Annotated in this window: 21 protein-coding genes and 1 tRNA gene; 15 read left to right on the forward strand and 7 right to left on the reverse strand. The window is 73.5% G+C overall.

All coding sequences use genetic code 11. The features are described from left to right. Position 1: 1 nt before the first annotated feature. Complete coding sequence (locus D3A60_RS00665) at positions 2-574, reverse strand: Rid family hydrolase (protein ID WP_196778600.1); 573 nt, start codon at positions 572-574, stop codon at positions 2-4. Positions 575-735: 161 nt separating this feature from the next. Beyond that, positions 736-1,641 carry a 4-hydroxybenzoate octaprenyltransferase gene (gene ubiA, locus D3A60_RS00670; protein WP_119716802.1) on the reverse strand — a complete coding sequence of 302 codons (906 nt, stop codon included), beginning with the start codon at positions 1,639-1,641 and terminating at the stop codon, positions 736-738. Between the two features lie 127 nt (positions 1,642-1,768). Between ubiA and D3A60_RS00675 the strand changes: the two genes are divergently transcribed. The 4 genes from D3A60_RS00675 (at position 1,769) to zapE (ending at position 4,503) form a co-directional block, all read left to right on the forward strand. Continuing rightward, positions 1,769-1,845: transfer RNA gene (locus D3A60_RS00675), tRNA-Arg, on the forward strand. A 120-nt stretch (positions 1,846-1,965) separates the two neighbouring features. Further along, positions 1,966-2,481, forward strand: a complete 516-nt coding sequence (locus D3A60_RS00680; protein WP_119716803.1) for a c-type cytochrome — start codon at positions 1,966-1,968, stop codon at positions 2,479-2,481. A gap of 128 nt (positions 2,482-2,609) precedes the next feature. Then, complete coding sequence (locus D3A60_RS00685; RefSeq protein ID WP_119716804.1) at positions 2,610-3,281, forward strand: alpha/beta hydrolase; 672 nt, start codon at positions 2,610-2,612, stop codon at positions 3,279-3,281. 49 nt (positions 3,282-3,330) lie between these two features. Next, positions 3,331-4,503, forward strand: coding sequence for a cell division protein ZapE (gene zapE, locus D3A60_RS00690; RefSeq protein ID WP_119716805.1), 1,173 nt, complete (start codon positions 3,331-3,333; stop codon positions 4,501-4,503). 34 nt (positions 4,504-4,537) lie between these two features. Here zapE and D3A60_RS00695 read toward each other — a convergent pair whose 3' ends face one another. Beyond that, positions 4,538-5,869, reverse strand: a complete 1,332-nt coding sequence (locus D3A60_RS00695; RefSeq protein WP_157981363.1) for an APC family permease — start codon at positions 5,867-5,869, stop codon at positions 4,538-4,540. Positions 5,870-5,966: 97 nt separating this feature from the next. Between D3A60_RS00695 and D3A60_RS00700 the strand changes: the two genes are divergently transcribed. The 4 genes from D3A60_RS00700 (at position 5,967) to D3A60_RS00715 (ending at position 9,141) form a co-directional block, all read left to right on the forward strand. Further along, complete coding sequence (locus D3A60_RS00700; protein ID WP_119716807.1) at positions 5,967-7,289, forward strand: amidohydrolase; 1,323 nt, start codon at positions 5,967-5,969, stop codon at positions 7,287-7,289. Positions 7,290-7,338: 49 nt separating this feature from the next. Beyond that, the gene (gene queF, locus D3A60_RS00705; protein ID WP_119716808.1) at positions 7,339-8,160 is read left to right on the forward strand and encodes an NADPH-dependent 7-cyano-7-deazaguanine reductase QueF; all 822 of its coding nucleotides are present in this window, start codon (positions 7,339-7,341) and stop codon (positions 8,158-8,160) included. A gap of 111 nt (positions 8,161-8,271) precedes the next feature. Continuing rightward, complete coding sequence (locus D3A60_RS00710; protein ID WP_119716809.1) at positions 8,272-8,592, forward strand: LysM peptidoglycan-binding domain-containing protein; 321 nt, start codon at positions 8,272-8,274, stop codon at positions 8,590-8,592. A gap of 45 nt (positions 8,593-8,637) precedes the next feature. Beyond that, positions 8,638-9,141: a hypothetical protein gene (locus tag D3A60_RS00715; RefSeq protein WP_119716810.1), complete on the forward strand. Its 504-nt coding sequence runs from the start codon at positions 8,638-8,640 to the stop codon at positions 9,139-9,141. A gap of 117 nt (positions 9,142-9,258) precedes the next feature. On the opposite strand, the gene D3A60_RS00720 is transcribed toward D3A60_RS00715, so the two are convergent. Continuing rightward, on the reverse strand, positions 9,259-9,672 hold the full coding sequence (locus tag D3A60_RS00720) for a YchJ family protein (protein WP_119716811.1): 414 nt from the start codon (positions 9,670-9,672) through the stop codon (positions 9,259-9,261). A 74-nt stretch (positions 9,673-9,746) separates the two neighbouring features. Between D3A60_RS00720 and D3A60_RS00725 the strand changes: the two genes are divergently transcribed. Both D3A60_RS00725 and D3A60_RS00730 read left to right on the forward strand, forming a co-directional pair. Continuing rightward, complete coding sequence (locus D3A60_RS00725) at positions 9,747-10,454, forward strand: UPF0149 family protein (protein WP_119716812.1); 708 nt, start codon at positions 9,747-9,749, stop codon at positions 10,452-10,454. Between the two features lie 55 nt (positions 10,455-10,509). Beyond that, a complete protein-coding gene (locus D3A60_RS00730) occupies positions 10,510-10,896 on the forward strand; it encodes a YkgJ family cysteine cluster protein (RefSeq protein ID WP_119716813.1) in 387 nt (128 codons plus the stop codon). 18 nt (positions 10,897-10,914) lie between these two features. Here the strand turns inward: D3A60_RS00730 and D3A60_RS00735 are convergent, their stop codons facing one another. Beyond that, positions 10,915-12,003: a COG3904 family protein gene (locus tag D3A60_RS00735; protein WP_196778601.1), complete on the reverse strand. Its 1,089-nt coding sequence runs from the start codon at positions 12,001-12,003 to the stop codon at positions 10,915-10,917. Positions 12,004-12,356: 353 nt separating this feature from the next. On the opposite strand from D3A60_RS00735, the gene D3A60_RS00740 reads away from it, so the two are divergent. Both D3A60_RS00740 and D3A60_RS00745 read left to right on the forward strand, forming a co-directional pair. Then, positions 12,357-14,588 carry an NADP-dependent isocitrate dehydrogenase gene (locus D3A60_RS00740; RefSeq protein WP_119716814.1) on the forward strand — a complete coding sequence of 744 codons (2,232 nt, stop codon included), beginning with the start codon at positions 12,357-12,359 and terminating at the stop codon, positions 14,586-14,588. Between the two features lie 140 nt (positions 14,589-14,728). Next, on the forward strand, positions 14,729-16,333 hold the full coding sequence (locus tag D3A60_RS00745) for a TolB-like translocation protein (RefSeq protein WP_196778602.1): 1,605 nt from the start codon (positions 14,729-14,731) through the stop codon (positions 16,331-16,333). A 12-nt stretch (positions 16,334-16,345) separates the two neighbouring features. On the opposite strand, the gene D3A60_RS00750 is transcribed toward D3A60_RS00745, so the two are convergent. Together D3A60_RS00750 and D3A60_RS00755 are read right to left on the reverse strand one after the other, a co-directional pair. Further along, positions 16,346-17,386, reverse strand: a complete 1,041-nt coding sequence (locus D3A60_RS00750) for a DUF4344 domain-containing metallopeptidase (RefSeq protein WP_231120346.1) — start codon at positions 17,384-17,386, stop codon at positions 16,346-16,348. A gap of 150 nt (positions 17,387-17,536) precedes the next feature. Then, positions 17,537-17,914, reverse strand: coding sequence for a hypothetical protein (locus tag D3A60_RS00755; RefSeq protein ID WP_119716816.1), 378 nt, complete (start codon positions 17,912-17,914; stop codon positions 17,537-17,539). 138 nt (positions 17,915-18,052) lie between these two features. On the opposite strand from D3A60_RS00755, the gene D3A60_RS00760 reads away from it, so the two are divergent. The 3 genes from D3A60_RS00760 to D3A60_RS00770 all read left to right on the forward strand — a co-directional run bounded on the left by D3A60_RS00760 (position 18,053) and on the right by D3A60_RS00770 (position 20,520). Next, positions 18,053-19,030 (forward strand): LysR substrate-binding domain-containing protein, encoded by a 978-nt coding sequence (locus D3A60_RS00760; RefSeq protein ID WP_119716817.1) that lies wholly within the window; start codon positions 18,053-18,055, stop codon positions 19,028-19,030. After that, positions 19,027-19,587 (forward strand): DUF7010 family protein, encoded by a 561-nt coding sequence (locus D3A60_RS00765; protein WP_119716818.1) that lies wholly within the window; start codon positions 19,027-19,029, stop codon positions 19,585-19,587. Before D3A60_RS00760 ends, D3A60_RS00765 begins: the two co-directional genes overlap by 4 nt. A 72-nt stretch (positions 19,588-19,659) precedes the next feature. Beyond that, a complete protein-coding gene (locus D3A60_RS00770; RefSeq protein ID WP_119716819.1) occupies positions 19,660-20,520 on the forward strand; it encodes a class I SAM-dependent methyltransferase in 861 nt (286 codons plus the stop codon). Positions 20,521-20,552: the final 32 nt, after the last annotated feature.

The raw sequence follows: 20,552 nt of genomic DNA on the forward strand, positions 1-20,552 counted from the left end.
CTCAGCCGCCGCCGGCGGGCGTCGGTGTCGGTGCCGGTGCCGGAGCGGGCGGCGGCGGGGCCGGGCGCGCCGTGGGGCGCGCGATGTCGGCGCGCGGCGCCCGGCCCGACCCGATCACCGCGACCGCGCGCAGCTCGACCGGTGCGCCCGGCTGCAGCAGCGCGGTGGTGCCCACCGCCGACCACGCCGGGTAGTGGTCTGGGAAGAACTCGTGGTGGATCGGCGCGAAGCGGGCGAATTCGGCGCCGAACGTCGCGCTGTCGGTCGCGCCGGCGTGGAAGCTGGTCAGCTCGACCACGTCGGCCAGCGTCGCCCCGGCGGTCGCCAGGTGCGCGCGCAGCGACTCGAACATCGCGCGCACCTTGGCTTCGTAGGTGTCGCCGCGCCCGGCCGGAATGCCGGACACGATGACCATGTCGCCGACGCGCACGACCGGGCTGTAGTGGTAGTCGTGGTAGCTGCGCTCCATGCCGCGCGGGGCGAAGTGCTCGCGCGACGGGGCGGCGTCCTGCGCGGCGGCCGGCGACGGCAGCAGCGCAAGCAGGGCGGGCAGTGCGAAGGCGATCCGGGGCATGGCGGCACGGGCGATGGGAGACCGCGCGCATTGCAGCAGCGGGCGGCGCGGCGCGCGCGCGGCGCAAGTCACGGTGACTTCCTCCCCGTCACGCGAATGCCGGTCGCAGGAAGCCCGGAGGCCCCCAACGGTCGCGACCGTTCGGCCGGCGCGCCCAGCAGCTACGCGGCCGGACGCAGCGCCAGGTCCGCGGCCAGCCCGGCGAACACCGCCAGCCCGACCCAGTGGTTGTGCAGGAACGCGCGGAAGCACGCGTCGCGTTTGCGGTGGCGGGCGATGCGGAACTCCCAGGCGACGAGCAGCGCCGCGACGCCGAGCCCGATCCACCAGTACAGGCCGAGCGCGCCGCGCTGGCCGACCAGCCCCAGCGCCGCGAAGAACAGTGCGTACAGCACCGCCTGCGCGGCCAGGTCGAGCTCGCCGAACAGGATCGCGGTCGACTTGCTGCCCATCCGCAGGTCGTCGTCGCGGTCGACCATCGCGTACCAGGTGTCGTACGCGGTCGCCCACAGGATGTTGGCCACGTACAGCAGCCACGCCACCGCCGGCACCTCCCCGCGGACCGCGGCGAACGCCATCGGGATGCCCCAGCCGAACGCCAGCCCGAGGTAGACCTGCGGCAGGTAGGTGTAGCGCTTCAGGTACGGGTAGCTGGCGGCCAGCAGCACGCCGACCACGCTCATTGCGATGGTGAGCCGGTTCAGCGTCAGCACCAGCGTGAACGCCACCAGCATCAGCACCGCGAACACGATCAGCGCTTCGCGCCCGGACACCGCGCCGGTCGCCAGCGGGCGATTGCGGGTGCGCTCGACGTGCGGGTCCAGCCAGCGGTCGGCGTAGTCGTTGATCACGCAGCCGGCCGAGCGCGTCAGCCACACGCCGAGGGTGAACACCAGCAGCGGCCACCACGGCGGCACGCCGCCTGCGGCCAGCCACAGCCCCCACCAGGTCGGCCACAGCAGCAGCAGCCAGCCGATCGGGCGGTCTCCGCGCACCAGCTGCCAGTACGCCGCCAGGCGCTCGCGCCAGTGGCGGCGCGCGGGGGTTTCGAAGCGTTCGTAGCTCATCGATCGGCCGGAAGGGGAACGGCGCGGGGCGCGCGGGGCGGCAGGCAGCCCGCTGCCGCGCATTTGCCGCTAGAATGCCAGCCCCGCGAGGCCCTGCACGTGCTGCACGGACCGCGGGAATCGCCAGGCGCCCGTAGCTCAGCCGGATAGAGTAGTGGCTTCCGAAGCCATTGGTCGGGGGTTCGAATCCCTCCGGGCGCGCCATCTCCGTGCCTCGGCACCGGGGCCGGTCCTATAATGGCGGGCGGTCGCGCCGGCGGCCGGCTCAATTGGCTTTCGACTGTCGAACGCGTCCGGTCCGCGGACGTGTCCTAAAGGTGGATCGTGCGTAATTACGACCTCGAGTTCCTGAAGAAATTCTCGCTGGTGATCGTGTTCCTGATGGTCGTGACCGTCGGCCTGATCATCGGCTCGATCGTGATCAACGGACAGATCCCGCGCGAGCCCAGCGTGGCCGCGGCCAAGGCCACCGAACGCCGCATCGCGCCGGTCGGCGCGGTCTACGCCGGCAGCACCGGCGCCGCCCAGCAGGCCGCCGCGGCCGCTGCCGCCATGGCGGCCGCCGCCTCGCAGGTCGCCTACGGCGGCACGCTCGACGGCGCGGTGATCTACGACAACCTGTGCGCGGGCTGCCACAAGTCGGGCGCCGGTGGCGCGCCGATGCTGGTCGCCTCGGCCTGGACCGCGCGCATCGCGCAGGGCAGCGAGACCATGCACCGCCACGCGATCGAGGGTTACACCGGCGCCGCCGGCGTGATGCCGGCCAAGGGCGGCAACCCGGCGCTGACCGACGAGCAGGTCATCGCCACGGTCGACTGGATGGTCGCCAACCTGCAGTAAGCGCCGTCGACGCGCCGATTCGCGAACGCCGCCTCCGGGCGGCGTTTTCGTTGGTGTGGGCCGCCTCGACCGGCAACGCGGCCGGTGCGCGGTCACGGCGCGTGAACGCGGCGCCGTATCATGGCGCGATGGCCGTCCCCGACTTCCCCACCGCCGATGCGACCGTGCTGCTGCCCGGCCCCGCCGGCGCGCTCGAGGCCAGCGTCGAGCTGCCCGAGTCCGCCCCGCGCCCGCTGGTGGCGATCGTCTGCCACCCGCTGCCGACCGAGGGCGGGACCATGCACAACAAGGTCGTGACGATGGCCGCGCGCGCGCTGCGCGAGTCCGGCGCGACCACGGTGCGCTTCAACTTCCGCGGCATCGGCCAGTCCGAGGGCGCGTTCGACGAGGGCCGCGGCGAAGCCGAGGACCTGCTCGCGGTGGTCGCGTGGGTGCGCCGGCACCGCCCGGACGCGCAGCTGTGGCTGGGCGGCTTCAGCTTCGGCGCGTACGTGTCGCTGAAGTGCGCGGGCGACGTCGAGCCGGACTTCCTGCTGTCGATCGCGCCGCCGGCCGGCCGCAGCTGGAACATCGAAGCGCTGCCGCCGCCGCGCTGCCCGTGGCTGGTGATCCAGGGCGATGCCGACGAGATCGTCGACGCGCAGGCGGTGTACCGCTGGCTCGAGGCGCTGCCGGAGCCGCCCGAGATCGTGCGCATGCCGGACACCAGCCACTTCTTCCACCGCCGGCTGATCGACCTGCGCGGCGCGATCAAGCACGGCGTGCACGCCTACCTGCCGCCGGAGTCGCCGGCCGCATGAGCCGACGCGCCGGCCATCGCGCGCCGCCCCGCGCGGCGCGGCCGCGCGCATGAGCGCGACCCTGCGTCCGTCCGCGGCCTACGCCGCCGGCGTGCAGCGCGGCGACTGGAGCTTCGATGCGGCCCAGCAGCCGGCGCTGGTCGAGCTCGACCGCCTGCACGACGCGCTCGTCGCCGCGCCGCCGCGCGGATTGCTGTCGAACCTGTTCGGAAAGCCCCCCGAGGCCCCGCGCGGCCTGTACCTGTGGGGCGGCGTCGGCCGCGGCAAGACCTTCCTGATCGACTTGTTCTTCGACGGCCTGCCGCTGGCCGACGTCGGCGCCGGCCACGCGACCGCGCCGATCGGCGTCGGCGCGAGCGCGCAGCGCCCGGACCCGCGGTTGGGCGGCAAGCGCCGCATCCACTTCCACCGCTTCATGCGCGAGGTGCACGCACAGCTGCGCGCGCACGCCGGCGAGCGCGACCCGCTGGCGACGATCGCGCGGCTGTGGCGCCGCGAACTGCGGGTGCTGGTGCTCGACGAGTTCTTCGTGATCGACATCGGCGACGCGATGCTGCTCGGCCGGCTGATGGAGCGGCTGTTCGCCGAAGGCGTCGCGCTGGTGACCAGCTCCAACGCCGCGCCGGGCGACCTGTACAAGGACGGCCTGCAGCGCGACCGCTTCCTGCCGGCGATCGCGCAAATCGAAGCGCACTGCGCGGTCGTGCACCTCGACAGCCCGAACGACTACCGGCTGCGCGCGCTGACCCGCTCGCCCGTCTATCGCGCGCCGCTCGACCCGCAGTCGGATGCGTGGCTCGACGAGCGCTGGCGCGAGCTGACCGCAACCTGCCCGCGCGACGCCGCGACCGTCTGGGAGATCGACGGCCGCACGATCCCGGTGCGCGCGCTGGCCGAAGGCCACGCGTGGTTCGACTTCGCCGCGCTGTGCGAAGGCCCGCGCGCGGCGAGCGACTACATCGAGATCGCGACCGAATGCCACACGGTGCTGGTCGGCGGCATCCCGGTGTTCACCGACGCGGCCAACGGCGACGCCGCGCGCCGCTTCGTGCACCTGGTCGACGAGCTGTACGACCGCCACGTCAACCTGGTCTGCACCGCGGCGGCGGCTCCCGTCGAGCTCTATGCCGGCGGCAAGCTGGCCGGCGCGTTCGAGCGCACCGCCTCGCGCCTGATCGAGATGCAGAGCGCCGAATACCTCGCGCTCGAGCACCGCGGCTGATCGGCGCGCCGTCCCGAATCAGCGGGCAGGTGAATCAGCCGGCGGCGCGCCGGCGCGCGGCGACGAACCCGTACACCGCGACCAGCACCGCCAGCGCGACGCCGATCGCGAGCCACTCCTGCGCCTTCAGCGTGGTCACGATCGCCAGCATCGCCGCCAGCGCGAGCGCCGGCACCGCCGCGCCGCCGGGCAGCACGAACGGCGTGCCGCGCTCGCGCAGGTCCAGCCGCTGCGCGCGCCACGCGGCCAGGCTGACCAGCCCGTAGACCACACAGATCGCGCCGCCGGAGATCAGCGCCAGCGTGTCGAAGTTGCCGAGCAGCGCCAGCACCCATGCCAGCGTGGCGTGCGCGGCCAGCGCGAGGATCGGCACGCGGTGGGTCGCGGTGACGTTGCCGAACACGCGCGGCAGGTAGCCGTCGCGGCCGAGCGCGAACACCAGCCGCGAGGTGCCCAGCAGGTTGCCCATCAGGAAGCCGGCCATCGAGATGCACGCCGTGACCAGCAGCAGGGTGCGCCCCGGCGCCCACAGCGCCGCGGCGGTGTCGGCGACCGGCACGCCGCTGTCGGCCAGCCGCGCGCCGAGCAGCCCCTGGCCGACGATCTGCAGGCCCAGGTACAGCAGCACGACCAGCAGGATCGCGGCGATCGTCGCGCGCGGCACGCTGCGCGCCGGATCGGTGACCTCGCCCGACGGCACCAGCGCGGTCTCCATGCCCGAGTAAGCGAACATCACCAGCACCATCGACGCGCCCAGCGCGCCCCAGCTGGGCACGTCGCCGACCGCGAAGCTGACCTGCGACCAGTCGACGAAGAACACGCCGATGCCGGCGAGCAGGAACAGCGGCGTCAGCTTCAGCGCGGCCAGCACCGCGATCGCGCGCGCGCCGAGCTTCACCCCGAATGCGTTCAACGCGAACAGCGTCGCGTACACCGCGGTGATCAGCAGCGCGCGCGGCAGCGGCGGCGCGAACGCCGGCACCAGGTTGGCGACCTGCACCGACAGCGCGGCGGCGACGCCGGCGCTCGAGGTGAAGTTGCTGATCCACAGCAGCGCGCCGCCGAGGAAACCGGCGAACGTGCCGAACGTCGCGGTGAGGTAGCTGTACGGCCCGCCGGTCGCCTGCACGCGGCTGCCGACCGCGGCGAAGCACAGCGCGATCGGGATGATCGCCAGCGCACCGGCGACCAGCGCCAGCGGCGCCGCCGCGCCCATCTGCGTCGACAGCGCCGACGGCATGCGGAAGATCCCGCCGCCGACGATGACGTTGATCACCGCCGCGGCCAGCGCGAACGAGCCGATCGCGCGCACCAGCGCGGCGTCGCCGTGCAGCGGCGCAGTGGCAGGGCGTGCGGCGTCGTTCATCGGCGGGTTCGACCTGGGGCGGAGGCCGGAGCGTCGCACGCGGCGCGAGCGGCGCGCTAGCATCGTCGGCCATACGCTCATTCCCACGGAACCGACCATGCGCGCACCGCACCCCTCGCTGCTGTCGCCGCTGCTCGCCTGCGCCGGCCTGTTCGCGTTCTCCGCCGCCGCGCAGTCGAGCGTGCGCCCCGAGGTCGACGCCGCGGCCCGCCGGGTGCAGGCCGACGTGGTCGCGCTGCGCCGCGACTTCCACCAGCACCCGGAGCTGTCGAACCGCGAGCAGCGCACCGCGGCGAAGGTCGCCGAGCACCTGCGTGCGCTCGGCCTGACGCCGAAGACCGGCATCGCCCGGCACGGCGTCGTCGCGATCATCGAGGGCGGCAAGCCCGGCCCGCGCGTCGCGCTGCGCGCCGACATGGACGCGCTGCCGGTGACCGAACAGACCGGCCTGCCGTTCGCGTCGAAGGTGACGACCACGTTCGCCGGCCAGACGACCGGGGTTATGCACGCCTGCGGCCACGACGCGCACACCGGCATCCTGCTCGGCGTCGCCGATGCGCTGGTCGCGATGCGCAAGGACCTGCCCGGCTCGGTGATGCTGGTGTTCCAGCCGTCCGAGGAGGGCGCGCCGGTCGGCGAGACCGGCGGCGCGTCGGTGATGCTGGCCGAAGGGTTGTTCAAGGACTTCAGGCCCGACGCGATGTTCGGGCTGCACGTGTTCTCGACCCTGCCGGTCGGCACGATCGGCGTGCGCCAGGGCCCGCTGATGGCCGCCTCGGACCGCTTCAACATCGTCATCAAGGGCCGGCAGACGCACGGCTCGCGGCCGTGGGGCGGGATCGACCCGATCGTCGCGGCGGCCGACCTGGTCTCCAGCGCGCAGACGATCGTCAGCCGCCGCACCGACGTGTCGAAGCTGCCGGCGGTGGTCAGCTTCGGCTCGATCCACGGCGGCATCCGCTACAACATCATCCCCGACCAGGTCGAACTGGTCGGCACGATCCGCACCTTCGACGAGGGCGTGCGCGCGGCGATCTTCAAGGACCTGAAGAACGTCGCCGAGCACGTCAGCGCGGCGCACGGCGCGACCGCGGTCGCCAGCGTGCCCGACGGCGAGGGCAACCCGGTGACGGCCAACGACCCGGCGCTGACCGCGCGGATGCGGCCGAGCCTGGAGGCGGTGGTCGGCGCGGCGAACGTGGTCGAGCCGTCGCTGCAGATGGGCGCCGAGGACTTCTCGTACTACGCGCGCGAGGTGCCGGCGATGTTCTTCTTCGTCGGCGCGACCGGGCCGGGCATCGACCCGGTGGCCGCGCCGAGCAACCATTCGCCGAAGTTCCTGCTCGACGAGACCGCGCTCGACGTCGGCCTGCGCGCGATGCTGCAGGTCACCCTCGACTACCTGCACGGCGACGGCTGAGCGGGCAGCCGGCGAGGCGGTGGCGGCGACGGCGCGCGATAATGCTGTAATGAACCCGACCGACCTCCCGCTGGGCCGCCACGTCGACTACCCGACCGGCTACGACGCCGCGCTGCTGTACCCGATCCCGCGCGCGCTCGGCCGCGCCGCGATCGGCGTCGACGACGCGGCGCCGGGCTTCGTCGGCGTCGACCGCTGGCACGCGTACGAGCTGAGCTGGCTCGACGGCCGCGGCAAGCCGCGCGTGGCGACGGCGACCATCACCGTGCCGGCGCACTCGCCGAACCTGGTCGAATCGAAGTCGCTGAAGCTGTACCTCAACTCGTTCAACGCCACCCGCTTCGGGTCCGACGACGAGGTCGCGGCGCGCATGGCCGCCGACCTGTCGGCGTGCGCCGGCGCACCGGTCGACGTCGCGTTCGGGCTGCCGCCGATCGACGAAGCCGAGGCGCACGCGCGCGCGGAATCGATCGACGGACTCGACGTCGACATCGACTGCTACGGGCCGCCGGACGCGGCGCTGCTGGCGATCGAGGCCGACGCGATCGTCGACGAGACCCTGACCAGCGCGCTGCTGAAGTCGAACTGCCCGGTCACCGGCCAGCCGGACTGGGCGCGCATTTCGATCGCCTACCGCGGCCCGCGCCTGGATCGCGCCGCGCTGCTGCGCTACCTGGTGTCGTTCCGCGACCACGCCGAGTTCCACGAGCAGTGCGTCGAGCGCGTGTTCACCGACCTGCGCGCGCGCGCGCGGCCGGAGTCGCTGTCGGTCGAGGCGCGCTACACGCGCCGCGGCGGACTGGACATCAACCCGTGGCGCGCGACGGCGGACCGCGCCGCGCCCACGCCGGGCCGCGACGAGCGCCAGTAGCCGCACCGCCGCGACGCGCGTGACGGCCGGGTTTCACGCGCGCGCCATCTCGCCTTAACACGGGCCGTGCCATGGTCCCCCGCGTCGACACCCGACGGGGAGACCCCACGCATGAGCAGCGACAAGAAAGCCGATTTCTCGAACGTACAGGGCAAGGTGACGAGCACCGAGCAGATCCGCCCGCAGGCGGACTTCGGCAACGTGCAGGGCAGCGTGCGTTCGACCGAGGAAATCACCGGCGGCGCCCCGTCGGAGCAGATGTACACCGTCATCAAGGGCGACACGCTGTCGCACATCGCCCAGCACTTCTACGGCAAGGCCGGCCGCTGGCGCCGGATCTTCGACGCCAACCGCGACCAGCTCGACGACCCCGACCGCATCCAGCCGGGGCAGGTGCTCAGGATCCCGGCCGACGACGACTTGCACGACTGAGCCGACACGCACCCGCCCCACCCCTTCCCTGGACAGGAGACCCCCATGAACCCGATGCACCTCAACCGCCGCACCCTGCACACCGCCGTCGCCGCCGCCCTGCTGGGCTCGATCGCCCTGGTCGGCTGCAAGAAGAAGGAAGAGGCGGTCGTGACCCCGCCGGTCGCCACGACTCCGGCACCGGCGCCGAGGATGCCGACCCCGGCCGCGTCCGCCTCGGTCACGTCGGTCGACCTCGGCACCGCCGTCGGCGCCGACATGAAGGTCACCGCGCCGTCGACGACGTTCAAGCCGACCGACAAGATCATCGCCGCGGTGTCGACCTCGACCAGCGATCCGGCCGCGACCGTGCCGGGCAAGCTGTCGGCGAAGTGGACCTACCAGGACGGCCAGACCGTGCACGAGGAATCGCGCGACGTGAACCTGACCGGCACCGGCGTGACCAACTTCGAGATCAGCAAGCCCGACGGCTGGCCGGCCGGCAAGTACACGCTGGCGGTGATGATGGACGGCATGACCGTCCAGACCCGCGAGTTCGAGGTCAAGTAAGCGCAGGGCCGCGCGGCGCGCTCCCTCTCTCCCCCGCCGCGCGGCGGGCACGCATCGGCGCGATGGCGACATCGCGCCGTTTTTTTGCACGGTGCCCGCTCCGGCGCCGCGCGTGGATCAGCGCGCCTGGACCTCGCCGTCGATGTACAGCCAGCGCCCCTCGACGCGCGCGAAGCGGCTGCGTTCGTGCAGCCGCACTGCCGGCGCGCCGCCGACGCGGTAGCGGGCGACGAACTCGACGGTGGCGTGGTCGGCGTCGTCGATCGCGTGGCGCCTGACGTCGAGCCCCAGCCAGCGCGTCGCCGCGGCGTCGGACAGGTCGAGTTCGGCCGGGCAGGTGTCCGGGTGCCAGCTGGCGCGCAGGTAGTCGGCGTCGCCGAGCACGTAGGCGCTGTAGCGCGAGCGCATCAGCGCCTCGGCATCCGGCGCGGCGGCGCCGGCGTGCAGCGGGCCGCAGCAGCGCGCGTAGTCGGGGCCGCGGCCGCACGGGCACGCGGCGCTGGGGTCGGGTCGCTTGACGGGTCGCTTCATCGGCGCATTGTCGCGCCGCCGTACGCGCGCAGGGACTACCATGCGCGCCTGCCCCGCCCAGCGAAGTGCCCCCGATGCCCGCCTCCCCGTACCTCGACGACGCCCAGATCGACCGCCTGTCCGACCTGCTCGACCAGCGCGCGGTGCCGTTCAAGGGCTTCAACCTCGAAGCGCTGGACGGCTTCCTGTCCGCGCTGGCGGTCGGCCCGACCACGGTGCCGTTCGAGCAGTGGCAGCCGATCGTGTGGGGCGGCAAGGCGCCGCGCTGGGGCGACGACGCCGAGCGCGCGTCGGTCGAGGACCTGCTGCTCAGCCACTGGAACATGGTCGCCGCGCGCGTGCGGTATGGCGACGACGATCTGCCCGACCACCTGGCCCCGCTGCTGTGGCTGCCCGAGGAGGCCGAGGCCGAGCAGCCCGACGAACTCGACGTCGGCCGCGACTGGGCGATGGGCTTCTTCACCGGGGTCGGCCTGGCCGAGGCCGAGTGGGACGCGTGGCTCGACGACAACGACTGGATCGACGAGATCTTCGGCCGCTTCGACCAGCTCGCCAGCGGCGAGGTGGTCGGCGAGGACCCCGCCGAGCCGGGCACACCGGTCGGCTACCGCGAGCGGCTGGAAGTGATCGCCGGGCTGCCGGGCATGCTCGCCGACCTGCACCTGCACCGCATCGACGCGCTGACGCCGCGCGAGCCGATCCGCAAGGAGGCCACGCCCGAGCGCAACGAGCCGTGCCCGTGCGGCAGCGGCAAGAAGTACAAGAAGTGCTGCAGCGCCTGAGCGCGCCGTCCCGCCCCGGGCGCCGCGCGCCCGACGTACCGCCCGACGCGCCGTGATGTCGACCCACCCCTGCCTGCGCTGCGGCGCCTGCTGCGCCGCGCTGCGCGTGGCCTTCCACTGGTCCGAGGCCGCGCCCGAGCTCGGCGGCGCGACGCCGCCGGCGCTGACCGAGCGGCTCGACCCGCACCGCGTCGTGATGCGCGGCACCTACGCGCCGCCGCTGCGCTGCGTCGCGCTCGCCGGCGCGGTCGGCGTCGACGCGCACTGCACGATCTACCCGCTGCGGCCGTCGCCGTGCCGCGATCTCGCCGCGGCGTGGGAGGACGGCAGCGCGAGCCCGCAGTGCGACCGCGCGCGCGAACGCCACGGGCTGGCCCCGCTGCAGCCGTCGGACTGGGTGGAGTTCGCGAACGCGCCGGGCGACGCCTGCGCCGGCGCCTGAACTGCGCCGATTGCTGAACTACTCGGCCGCGCCGCGCCCGCCGGCCGGCGTCGCAAGCGGCGCGGCGCCCGCGCGCGATTTCGGCAGCGCGGCCAGCGGCGCGTCGTCCGGGCATTCCGGATCGGGGAAGCCGAAGCGCGGGTACAGCGCGAGGCCGCACGACGCCATCGCGCCGTAGGCCTTGCCGGTCGCCATGCAGCGCTCGTCGAACGCGCGCTGGAACGCATCGCGTCGGCGGGCGAAGTCCTCGCCGCACTTGCGCGCGACGCGGATGCGATTGAGGTCGTCCTCGACCGGGTTGGTGCCCTGCAGGCCGTACAGGTCGAGCTCTTCGGGCTTGAGCAGGCGCAGGTTGCGGTTCGGCACCGTCATCATCAGGTCGGCAAGGGTCTCGGCCGCGCCGTTGCGCGCCAGGTACTGGCGCAGCTCGCCGTTGACCTGGGCGAGTTCCGCGCTGAGTTCAGCGCGGGTGCTGGCGGTCGAGCGGTCGCGCATCAGCCGGTGGATGCCGACCTTGCCGTCGACGGTGCGCTGGTCGCCGGCGGCCAGGATCAGCACGCAGGCGCTGTGGCACAGCGAGTCGCGGCGCACCCAGACCGTCCAGTCGGACTCGCCGATGCGGTCGCCGGCCTTGATCGCCTCCTCGACGTGGCCGCCGGCGGAGTCGAGGTCGAGCAGGCGGGTGCCGATCTCCATGCGGTCGGCCACCTCGGCCACGCGCTGCACCAGCGCGGTGAAGCCGGCATCGATGCGGCCCTCGTAGCGGACGCGGACCAGGCCGAGCTCGCGGCAGTCCTGCAGCGCTTCGACGACGCCGAAGAACTCGAGCGTCGCCAGCGGTTCGCCGTCGCCGTGCGCGGCGTAGTCGTACTCGCAGCTGATCCGGGCACGGCCGCCGTCGAGGCTGACCGGGGGCCAGTAGGTGACGTCGGGGTAGTAGGTCGGCGCGTCGCCGGCCACGCGGCGGCGGGTCGCCGCACCGCTGCGCACGGGCGCGTCGGCATCGGCCAGGGTCACGGTGGGTGCTTCCGCGTCGTCGGCCGCCGGGCCGCCGCCGCATGCGGCCAGCGCCAGGCACATCGCCAACGGGAAAAGCCACCTGCCCACATCGGTCTCCGGTCGCGGCGCCGCGGCCCTCGCGGCACACGGGAGCATTGTGGCGCCTGCGCACTGAATTGCAGCGGTCTGCGATGACCGGTCCAACGCATCCGCGCGTGCGCGGCGGACGTGCCGCGTGGGCGTGCGCCCCGGCCCACCGTACGCCTGCGTGCGTCGCGGTGCACGCGCCGCGCGGGGTTCCGCGCTCCCGGTGAAACCGCGACAATGCAGGGCTGCGCGGCCGATCCGGCGCGCTGGCGACCGGTCCGCCGCCCACGTGCGCGTGCCGCTCGACCGCGGTCCCGGCCCCGCGCCGGCCCCGCCCGTCCCGCCCTCCCGTCCCCCTGCGAGCCGACGCCACCATGCCCAACACGCCGAAGATCCTCTACACGCTGACGGACGAGGCCCCGTACCTGGCCACCCAGTCGCTGCTGCCGATCGTCGAGGCGTTCACGGCCCCCGCCGGCATCGCGGTCGAAACCCGCGACATCTCGCTCGCCGGCCGCATCCTGGCGCTGTTCCCCGAGCGCCTGACCGACGCACAGAAGGTCGCCGACGACCTGACCGAGCTCGGCCAGCTGGCGACCACGCCGGAAGCGAACATCATCAAGCTGCCGAACATCAGCGCCTCGGTGCCGCAGCTCAAGGCCGCGATCGCCGAGCTGCAGGCCCACGGCTACGCGCTGCCGGACTACCCGGAGGAGCCGCGCGGCGAGCAGGAGCAGGAGATCAAGGCGCGCTACGCGAAGGCGATGGGCAGCGCGGTCAACCCGGTGCTGCGCGAAGGCAACTCCGACCGCCGCGCGCCGGCGTCGGTCAAGGCGTACGCGCGCAAGCACCCGCACCGCATGGGCAAGTGGGGCGCCGACTCGAAGTCGCACGTCGCGCACATGGACGGCGGCGACTTCTACGGCAGCGAGCAGTCGGCGCTGATCGAGAAGGCCGGCAGCGTCAAGATCGAGCTGGTCGGCCGCGACGGCCGCAGCAGCCTGCTCAAGAGCAGCGTCAAAGTCGGCGCCGGCGAGCTGATCGACGCGGCGGTGATGAGCGCCTCGACGCTGTCGGCGTTCGTCGACGCGCAGCTGGCCGACGCGCGCGATCGCGGCGTGCTGTTCTCGCTGCACCTGAAGGCGACGATGATGAAGGTCTCCGACCCGATCATGTTCGGCATCGTCGTCAAGCGCTTCTACGCCGACGTGCTGGCCAAGCACGCCGCGGTGCTCGACGAGGTCGGCTTCGATGCCAACAACGGCATCGGCGACCTGGTCGCGCGCCTGCCGCAGCTGCCGGCCGACGTGCGCGCGCAGGTCGAGGCCGACCTCGCCGCGCAGTACGCGTCGCGCCCGGCGCTGGCGATGGTCAACTCCGACAAGGGCATCACCAACCTGCACGTGCCCAGCGACGTGATCGTCGACGCGTCGATGCCGGCGATGATCCGCGACAGCGGCGGCATGTGGAACGCCGACGGCCAGCTGCAGGACGCCAAGGCGGTGATCCCGGACCGCTGCTACGCCGGCATCTACCAGGTCGTGATCGACGACTGCAAGGCGAACGGCGCGTTCGACCCGGCGACGATGGGCTCGGTGCCGAACGTCGGCCTGATGGCGCAGAAGGCCGAGGAGTACGGCAGCCACGACAAGACCTTCCAGATCCCCGCCGACGGCACGGTGCGGGTGATCGACGAGGCCGGCACCGTGCTGATGGAGCACGCCGTGCAGGCCGGCGACATCTGGCGCATGTGCCAGACCAAGGACGCGCCGATCCAGGACTGGGTCAAGCTCGCGGTCAACCGGGCGCGCCTGTCGAACACGCCGGCGGTGTTCTGGCTCGACGCCGCGCGCGCGCACGACCGCAACGTGATCGCCAAGGTCGAGCGCTACCTGCAGGACCACGACACCGCCGGGCTTGACCTGCGCATCCTCGCGCCGGTCGACGCGATGAAGTTCTCGCTCGAGCGCATCCGCCGCGGGCAGGACACGATCTCGGTCACCGGCAACGTGCTGCGCGACTACCTGACCGACCTGTTCCCGATCATGGAGCTGGGCACCAGCGCGAAGATGCTGTCGATCGTGCCGCTGATGGCCGGCGGCGGCCTGTTCGAGACCGGCGCCGGCGGCAGCGCGCCCAAGCACGTGCAGCAGTTCGTCGAGGAGAACTATCTGCGCTGGGATTCGCTCGGCGAGTTCCTTGCGCTGGCCGCGTCGCTCGAGCACCTGGCCGACACCACCGGCAACGCCCGCGCGCGCGTGCTCGCCGACGCGCTCGACGCGGCCAACGCGAAGTTCCTCGACACCGACAAGTCGCCGTCGCGCAAGGTCGGCGGCATCGACAACCGCGGCAGCCACTTCTACCTGGCGATGTACTGGGCGCAGGCGCTGGCCGCGCAGGACGCCGACGCCGGGCTGAAGGCGCGCTTCGCCCCGCTCGCCGAGGCGCTGACCGCCAACGAGGCGACGATCGTCGCCGAGCTCGCCGCGGTGCAGGGCAAGCCGGTCGACATCGGCGGCTACTACCAGCCGGACATGGCCAAGCTGTCGGCGGCGATGCGACCGAGCGCGACGCTCAACGCGGCGCTGGCGGCGCTCGCCGGCTGAGCGCCGCCGGCTGAGCGCGGCCCGCGCGCCCGGCCCGGCGCGCGCCGGGTCGTGCCGACGCACGATCCCCTGACATTCCGCACATGCGGCCCCACCGGGGCCGCGGCAGCGTGGGCGCTCTTCCGTACGTTGGGCCGACCATGCACCGCACCGCCCCGCTGTCGCTGCTGCTGTGCCTCGCCGGCGCGGCGGTTCCCGCCGCCGCGCAGGACGCCGTCGCCCAGCGCGGCAGCGATCGAGACGCTTCCGCGCAGGCGCGCGTGCGCGGCGCGTTCGGCGGCGACGCCGCCGCTGCGGTGGCCCGGTTCGACTACCGTCTCGTGGTGACCGACGCCGCCGGCCGCGTGCGCCGCGACGCGCGCTACGCGCTGCTGCCGCGCACCCGCGCGCTCCACGTGCACGACGCGTCGGCGGACACCCGCGTGTGGTCCGGCGAGGACGGCAGTTGGCGCTGGTCCGGCGGGCAGTGGGACGTGCTCGGCCCGGCGCTGGCCCAGCCGTACCGCGACCACGTCGCGTACCACTTCCTGCCGATGCTGCAGGACCCGGGCACCGGCTACGAGGCGGCGCCGGGCAATGGCGATCGCGTGCGCGTGTCGCCGCGCGGCGTGGCGCCGTTCGAGGTGCGGCTGGATCCGGCCAGCGGCCGCGTCGTCGAGAACCGTTTCGACGGCGGCACGGTGGTGCGCGAGCTCGACTACCGCGACGTCGCCGGCGTGCCGTGGCCGATGGCGTTCGAGGTGCTCGGCGACGGCGGCGTCGCCCAGCGCGGGCAGTTCTCGGACGTGGTCGCGTCGACCGCCGCCGACGCGGCGCTGCCCCCGATGCCGGGCGCGCCATCGATGCCGGTCGGCGACGCGGAACGCGTGCTGCCGACGACGCCGGACGGCGCGGCGCGACTGGTCGGCGCCGGCTGGCTGTCCGGCGCGCGCAACGACTACAACCTGAGCGTCGACGCGCGCGGCGAACGGCTGGTGTTTGCGCGGTCGGGGCCGGACTTCGACGGCGCGGTGATCCTGGCCGCGCGTCGCGACGGCGCCGGCTGGACCGCGCCTGAGCCGGTGCCGTTCACCGATCCGCGCTACAGCGACTCCGACCCGTGGCTGACGCCGGACGGCCGCACGCTGTACTTCGTGTCGAACCGGCCGCTGCGCGGCGACGCGCCGCGCGCCGACCTCGACGTGTGGCGCGTGGCGGTCGACGAAGGCGGCTTCGGCGTGCCCGAGCACCTGCCGGCGCTGTCGAGCCCCGGCGTCGAGCTCGGCCCGGAGCTGCACCGCGGCTGGCTGTACTTCAACAGCACCCGCGGCGGCGGCCCCGCGCCGCTGGCGATCTACCGCGCGCGCGTCGGCGCCGGCGGCATCGGCGCGCCCGAGCCGCTCGGCGCGCCGTTCAACGACGGCCGGCAGCAGGGCGATTTCACCCTGTCTCCGGACGGCCGCACCGCGGTGTTCTGGAGCCAGCGCGACGGCATCGCCGACGGCGACCTGTTCGCGGTGCGGCGCGACGGCGACGGCTGGTCGCGCGCGGTGCGCCTGCCGTCGCCGCTCAATGCCGCCGGCCTGGACTTCACCCCGTCGTTCTCGGCCGACGGCCGCACGCTGCGCTTCGCCAGCCGGCGCAAGCCGGCATGGCTGGCCGAGGCCGGGCACCTGTTCAACGGCCAGGCCAACGTGTTCGTCGCGGCGGTGTCGACGATCGATGCGGCGCTGGACGCGGCGCTCGGCGCCGACGCGCCGCGCTAGCCGCGGCGGGCCTCAGCGCACGTACGGCGCCTCGGCGCCCTTGCTGCGCTCTCGCTCGCGCTGCTCGAAGTAGCGCTGCGCCTGCTGCTCGGTCATCTGGAACTTCGGCGCGATGTGCGGCAGCAGCAGCCGCAGCCATGAGCGCTCGACGCGCTCGACCTCGGCCGGGCAGCGCGCCGCGCGCGCCTCGGGCAGGTCGCCGTCGCTGACGATGCTGACGAAGCCGACCGGGTCGTGGCCGTAGATCAGGCACTGCAGGTTGAAGTAGCGCTGCTCGCCGAGCGCGTGCTCGTCGGCGTACGCGTCGAGGTTGTACTGGCCCTTGCTGCGCTGCAGGAACCAGTTCGCCGCCATGCGCAGGTTCTCGGCGGTCTGGGTCGGGGTCTCGTCGACGCTGGCGAACTTCTGCATCAGCACGGTGGCGAGCTGGTCGACGGCGTCCTCCTCGCGGCCGGTGATCGGCAGCTCGAGCAGGTCGACCAGCGCGTGGCCGGTCTCGTGCAGCAGGATGAAACGCACGTTGGCGAGCACGTACTGCTCGGGGAAGTCCTTGCCCAGCTCGCTCGCCGCCGCGGTGGCCTCGCCCTGGGCGTACAGCATCTCCAGCGTCTCGTAGCACAGCACGATTTCGCGCCGCTCCGGCTCGTAGAACGCGTCGACGCTCTTGCACTCGGCGGTCAGGAAACGCAGCGGCGCCGGCAGCGTCAGCAGCCCGTCGATCGACTGGATCTCCGGCAGCTTGCGCAGCAGGTCGCGGTCGCGGACGGTCGCGAAGGTGTCCTGCAGCGATGCGTTCTTCGGCGGCACGTACTCGTACGCGAACGCGGTGCCGCCGGGCTTCTCGGCGGAAACCACCGCCGACTTCGACACGATCGGGCCGGCGGTCAGCGGCGCCAGCGACGCCGCCACCGGGGCCAGGAAGCGGCTCGCGGCGGCGCCGGGCGCGACCGCCGCCGGCTGCACCGCCTTCGGCGCCCACAGCGAGAACGCGAACGCGCCGCCGACTGCGGCGAGCGCCAGCGACAGCACCGCGATGATGATCTTCTGCAGCATGCGCCCCCCGTGGCACGACGCCGGCGCCGGGACTTCGCAGCGGGCGCGCGGCGGGCGCGATCGCGTGGCGGTCAGCGCCCGGCGGCGGTCGACGCGTGGATGGTAGTGCGTCGGCGTGTGCGCGGGGTAACGGCGCCGCGACGCCCGCGGTCAGCGGTAGGCACCGGCGGCGCAGGCGTCGAGGTCGAAGCGGTCGACGCAGCGGGAGCGCTCGGGCGCGGGCGGCAACGGCGCCGGCGCGGCCGGTGCGCGGCCAAAGCTGCGCTCGGCGGCGACGCGGTTGCCGTAGGTCGGCCCGAACGCGTCGTCCGGCTCGTCGATGCGCAGGCTGACCGACTCGAGGCCGCCGAGGTACATCAGGCTCTTGAACAGGTTCATCGTGGTGCTCCGGAGGGCGGTGAGCGCGTCCGTGCGCGGGGCGGTGCGCGGCGTCGGCGACGGCTGCGCCGCGGGGGCGGGCGGGCCGTCGGCATCGCGCGGGTGGGCGAAATGGCCGTGCAGGAACATCAGGTTCTTGTAGACGTTCATGGCGTTGCTCCGTGGCGGTGCGCGGTCCGTCGCGCGGGGTCTTCCTTGAATGGTTCGCAGGTTATTCCCCGCCTTTCGGCTGAAAAAGCGATACTTCTGCAAGCCAGTGTTGAATATGATTCAAGCCAAGGAGCCCGGATGAGCCGCCCGCCGCTGCACGCCCTGCAGGGCTTCGTCGCCGCCGCGCGCGCCGGCAACCTGTCGCGCGCCGCCGAGTCGATGCACCTGACGGTCAGCGCGCTGAGCCACCAGATCCGCGCGCTCGAGGAGCGCGTCGGCCACCCGCTGTTCGTGCGCGCCGCACGCGGGGTGGCGTTGACCGACGACGGCCGCGCGCTGTTCGAGCGCGTGGCTCCGCACCTGGACGAGATCGAGGAGGCACTGCGTCCGTTCCGCGTGCGCCGCGACGACATGCTGACGCTGACCGTGATGCCGTCGTTCGCGTCGAGCTGGCTGCTGCCGCGGCTGCCGCGCTTCCTGGCCGCGCAGCCGCAGCTGCAGATCAACCTGCAGTCGACGATCTCGCTGGTCGACTTCGAGCGCGACGCACGCGTCGACGCCGGCCTGCGCTACGGCCGCGGCCAGTGGCCGGGGCTGGTGGCGGTGCACCTGTTCGACGACTGGGTGATTCCGACCGCGAGCCCGGCGCTGATCGCCCGGCTCGGCCGGCCGACGCTGGCCACGCTCGGGCAGTTCCCGCTGCTGGGCGCGCCCGGCGGGCGCTGGAGCGCGTGGTTCGAGCGCTTCGGCGGCGCCGCGCCGGCGCGCTACGTCGCCAGCTTCGACGACTCCGAGACGCTGCACCGCGCGGCGGTCGAGGGCCTGGGCATCGCGCTCGGCCGGCTCAGCCTGACCCGGCCGCTGGTCGAGGCCGGCCTGCTCGAGTCGCTGTTCCCGCAGCGGCTCAAGGCCGAGTTCGCCCACTACCTGGTGTACCCGCCGCGCAGCGAGCGCCACGCCGGCCTGGCCGCGCTGCGCGGCTGGCTGCTCGACGAGGCGGCCGCCTACCAGGCCGCGACCGACGACACGGGCGCGGGCGGCACCGACCGCGCTACCTTCGGCGTCCCCGGCCCACCCGCGCCCGCACGCGCCACCCGACGGAAGCCCGCCCGATGACGGAAATCGACCTGCTGCGCGAGCAGCTCGCCCGAATCACCCGACGCGGCATCGGCATGCCGATCGCCGGCGGCGTGTACTGGCTGGTGATGGCCGGCCTCGGCGCCTATTCCGGCTGGGGCGACCGACTGCTTTCGCTGGCGCTGTTCTTCGGCACCGGTGCGATCTTCCCGCTCGGCTGGGCGCTGACCCGCGCGTTCGGCGGCGACCTGATGGAGAAGCGCCACCCGCTGGCCGGGCTCGGCATGACCTTGAACTTCGTGCAGCTGGCGTACTGGCCGGTGGTGATCGCGGTGTTCGCGCGCGACCCGCGGCTGGTGCCGCTGGCGATGGGCGCGCTGTTCGGCTCGCACTTCCTGCCGTACGGGTGGCTGTACCGCTCGCGCGGCTACGCGGCGCTGGGCATCGGCAGCGTGGTGGTTGCCACCGCGCTGCATCTGCTCGCGCCCGCGTCCGTATTCACCGTGATCCCGCTCGGCATGGCCGCGTGCTACTTCGTCGCGGCCGTGCTGATCGCCGCGGAGAACCGCCGCACCGCCGCGCTCGCGCCCGGCTAACACGGCCGCTGCGACGGTGGGCGCTGCATCCCCGCCTCCCTCCATCCGCTTTCTCCAGACAAGGCCACCGCCATGCGTTCGACCCTCCTGCTCGCCGCCGCCCTGACCCTCGCCGTGTCCGCCTGCGCCACGACCGCCCCGTCGATCGACGCCAGCGCCGGGGCTTCGGCCTCCGCCGCCGCCGCGTCGCTCGACGCTGCCATCGCCGGCAGCTGGCGCACGCCGGCCAACGTCGCCCGCGACGGGTTCCGCCACCCGAAGGAGACGCTGGGCTTCTTCGGCGTCGAGCCGGACGACACCGTCGTCGAGATCACCCCGGGCGCCGGCTGGTACACCGAGATCCTCGCGCCGTACCTGCGCGAGCGCGGCCGCTACGTCGCCGCGATCGTCGACCCGATGGCCTTCGACGCCGGCCGCCAGCGCGACTACTACGCCAAGGCGCGCACCGACTTCGAGGCCAAGCTCGCCGGCGGGCCGGCGCAGTACGACCGCACCGCGATCGTCGCGTACAACCCGAAGGCGCCGGTGTTCGGCGCGCCGGGGTCGGCCGACGTGGTGCTGACGTTCCGCAACGTGCACAACTGGCGCTCGGGCGGCACCGCCGAGGCGATGTTCAAGGGCTTCCATGACGTGCTCAAGCCCGGCGGCACGCTCGGCGTGGTCGAGCACCGCGCCAAGGCCGACGTCCCGGCCGACGACCGCTCCGGCTACGTCGGCCAGGCGCAGGTGATCGCGCTGGCGCAGGCCGCCGGCTTCGTGCTCGACGGCCAGAGCGAGGTCAACGCAAACCCGAAGGACACCAAGGACCACCCGAACGGCGTGTGGATGCTGCCGCCGGTCAACCGCCACGAGCCGGCCGATGCGGCCAAGTACAAGGCGATCGGCGAGAGCGACCGGATGACCCTGCGGTTCAAGAAGCCCCCCCAGGCATAAGCCCGGCGTGGGGTGAGGTCGGGGCCGGCGCG

The sequence above is a fragment of the Cognatilysobacter tabacisoli genome (assembly GCF_003586305.1).
Taxonomy (GTDB): Bacteria; Pseudomonadota; Gammaproteobacteria; order Xanthomonadales; family Xanthomonadaceae; genus Cognatilysobacter_A; species Cognatilysobacter_A tabacisoli.

Coding starts and splice junctions, on each gene's coding strand:
- D3A60_RS00665 (WP_196778600.1), bottom strand. CDS start 574: ATGCCCCGGATCGCCTTCGCACTGCCCGCCCTGCTTGCGCTGCTGCCG.
- D3A60_RS00695 (WP_157981363.1), bottom strand. CDS start 5,869: ATGAACGACGCCGCACGCCCTGCCACTGCGCCGCTGCACGGCGACGCC.
- D3A60_RS00730 (WP_119716813.1), top strand. CDS start 10,510: ATGTCGACCCACCCCTGCCTGCGCTGCGGCGCCTGCTGCGCCGCGCTG.
- D3A60_RS00760 (WP_119716817.1), top strand. CDS start 18,053: ATGAGCCGCCCGCCGCTGCACGCCCTGCAGGGCTTCGTCGCCGCCGCG.
- D3A60_RS00715 (WP_119716810.1), top strand. CDS start 8,638: ATGAACCCGATGCACCTCAACCGCCGCACCCTGCACACCGCCGTCGCC.
- D3A60_RS00725 (WP_119716812.1), top strand. CDS start 9,747: ATGCCCGCCTCCCCGTACCTCGACGACGCCCAGATCGACCGCCTGTCC.
- D3A60_RS00765 (WP_119716818.1), top strand. CDS start 19,027: ATGACGGAAATCGACCTGCTGCGCGAGCAGCTCGCCCGAATCACCCGA.
- D3A60_RS00720 (WP_119716811.1), bottom strand. CDS start 9,672: ATGAAGCGACCCGTCAAGCGACCCGACCCCAGCGCCGCGTGCCCGTGC.
- D3A60_RS00685 (WP_119716804.1), top strand. CDS start 2,610: ATGGCCGTCCCCGACTTCCCCACCGCCGATGCGACCGTGCTGCTGCCC.
- D3A60_RS00700 (WP_119716807.1), top strand. CDS start 5,967: ATGCGCGCACCGCACCCCTCGCTGCTGTCGCCGCTGCTCGCCTGCGCC.
- D3A60_RS00710 (WP_119716809.1), top strand. CDS start 8,272: ATGAGCAGCGACAAGAAAGCCGATTTCTCGAACGTACAGGGCAAGGTG.
- queF (WP_119716808.1), top strand. CDS start 7,339: ATGAACCCGACCGACCTCCCGCTGGGCCGCCACGTCGACTACCCGACC.
- D3A60_RS00770 (WP_119716819.1), top strand. CDS start 19,660: ATGCGTTCGACCCTCCTGCTCGCCGCCGCCCTGACCCTCGCCGTGTCC.
- D3A60_RS00755 (WP_119716816.1), bottom strand. CDS start 17,914: ATGAACGTCTACAAGAACCTGATGTTCCTGCACGGCCATTTCGCCCAC.
- D3A60_RS00745 (WP_196778602.1), top strand. CDS start 14,729: ATGCACCGCACCGCCCCGCTGTCGCTGCTGCTGTGCCTCGCCGGCGCG.
- ubiA (WP_119716802.1), bottom strand. CDS start 1,641: ATGAGCTACGAACGCTTCGAAACCCCCGCGCGCCGCCACTGGCGCGAG.
- D3A60_RS00740 (WP_119716814.1), top strand. CDS start 12,357: ATGCCCAACACGCCGAAGATCCTCTACACGCTGACGGACGAGGCCCCG.
- zapE (WP_119716805.1), top strand. CDS start 3,331: ATGAGCGCGACCCTGCGTCCGTCCGCGGCCTACGCCGCCGGCGTGCAG.
- D3A60_RS00750 (WP_231120346.1), bottom strand. CDS start 17,386: ATGCTGCAGAAGATCATCATCGCGGTGCTGTCGCTGGCGCTCGCCGCA.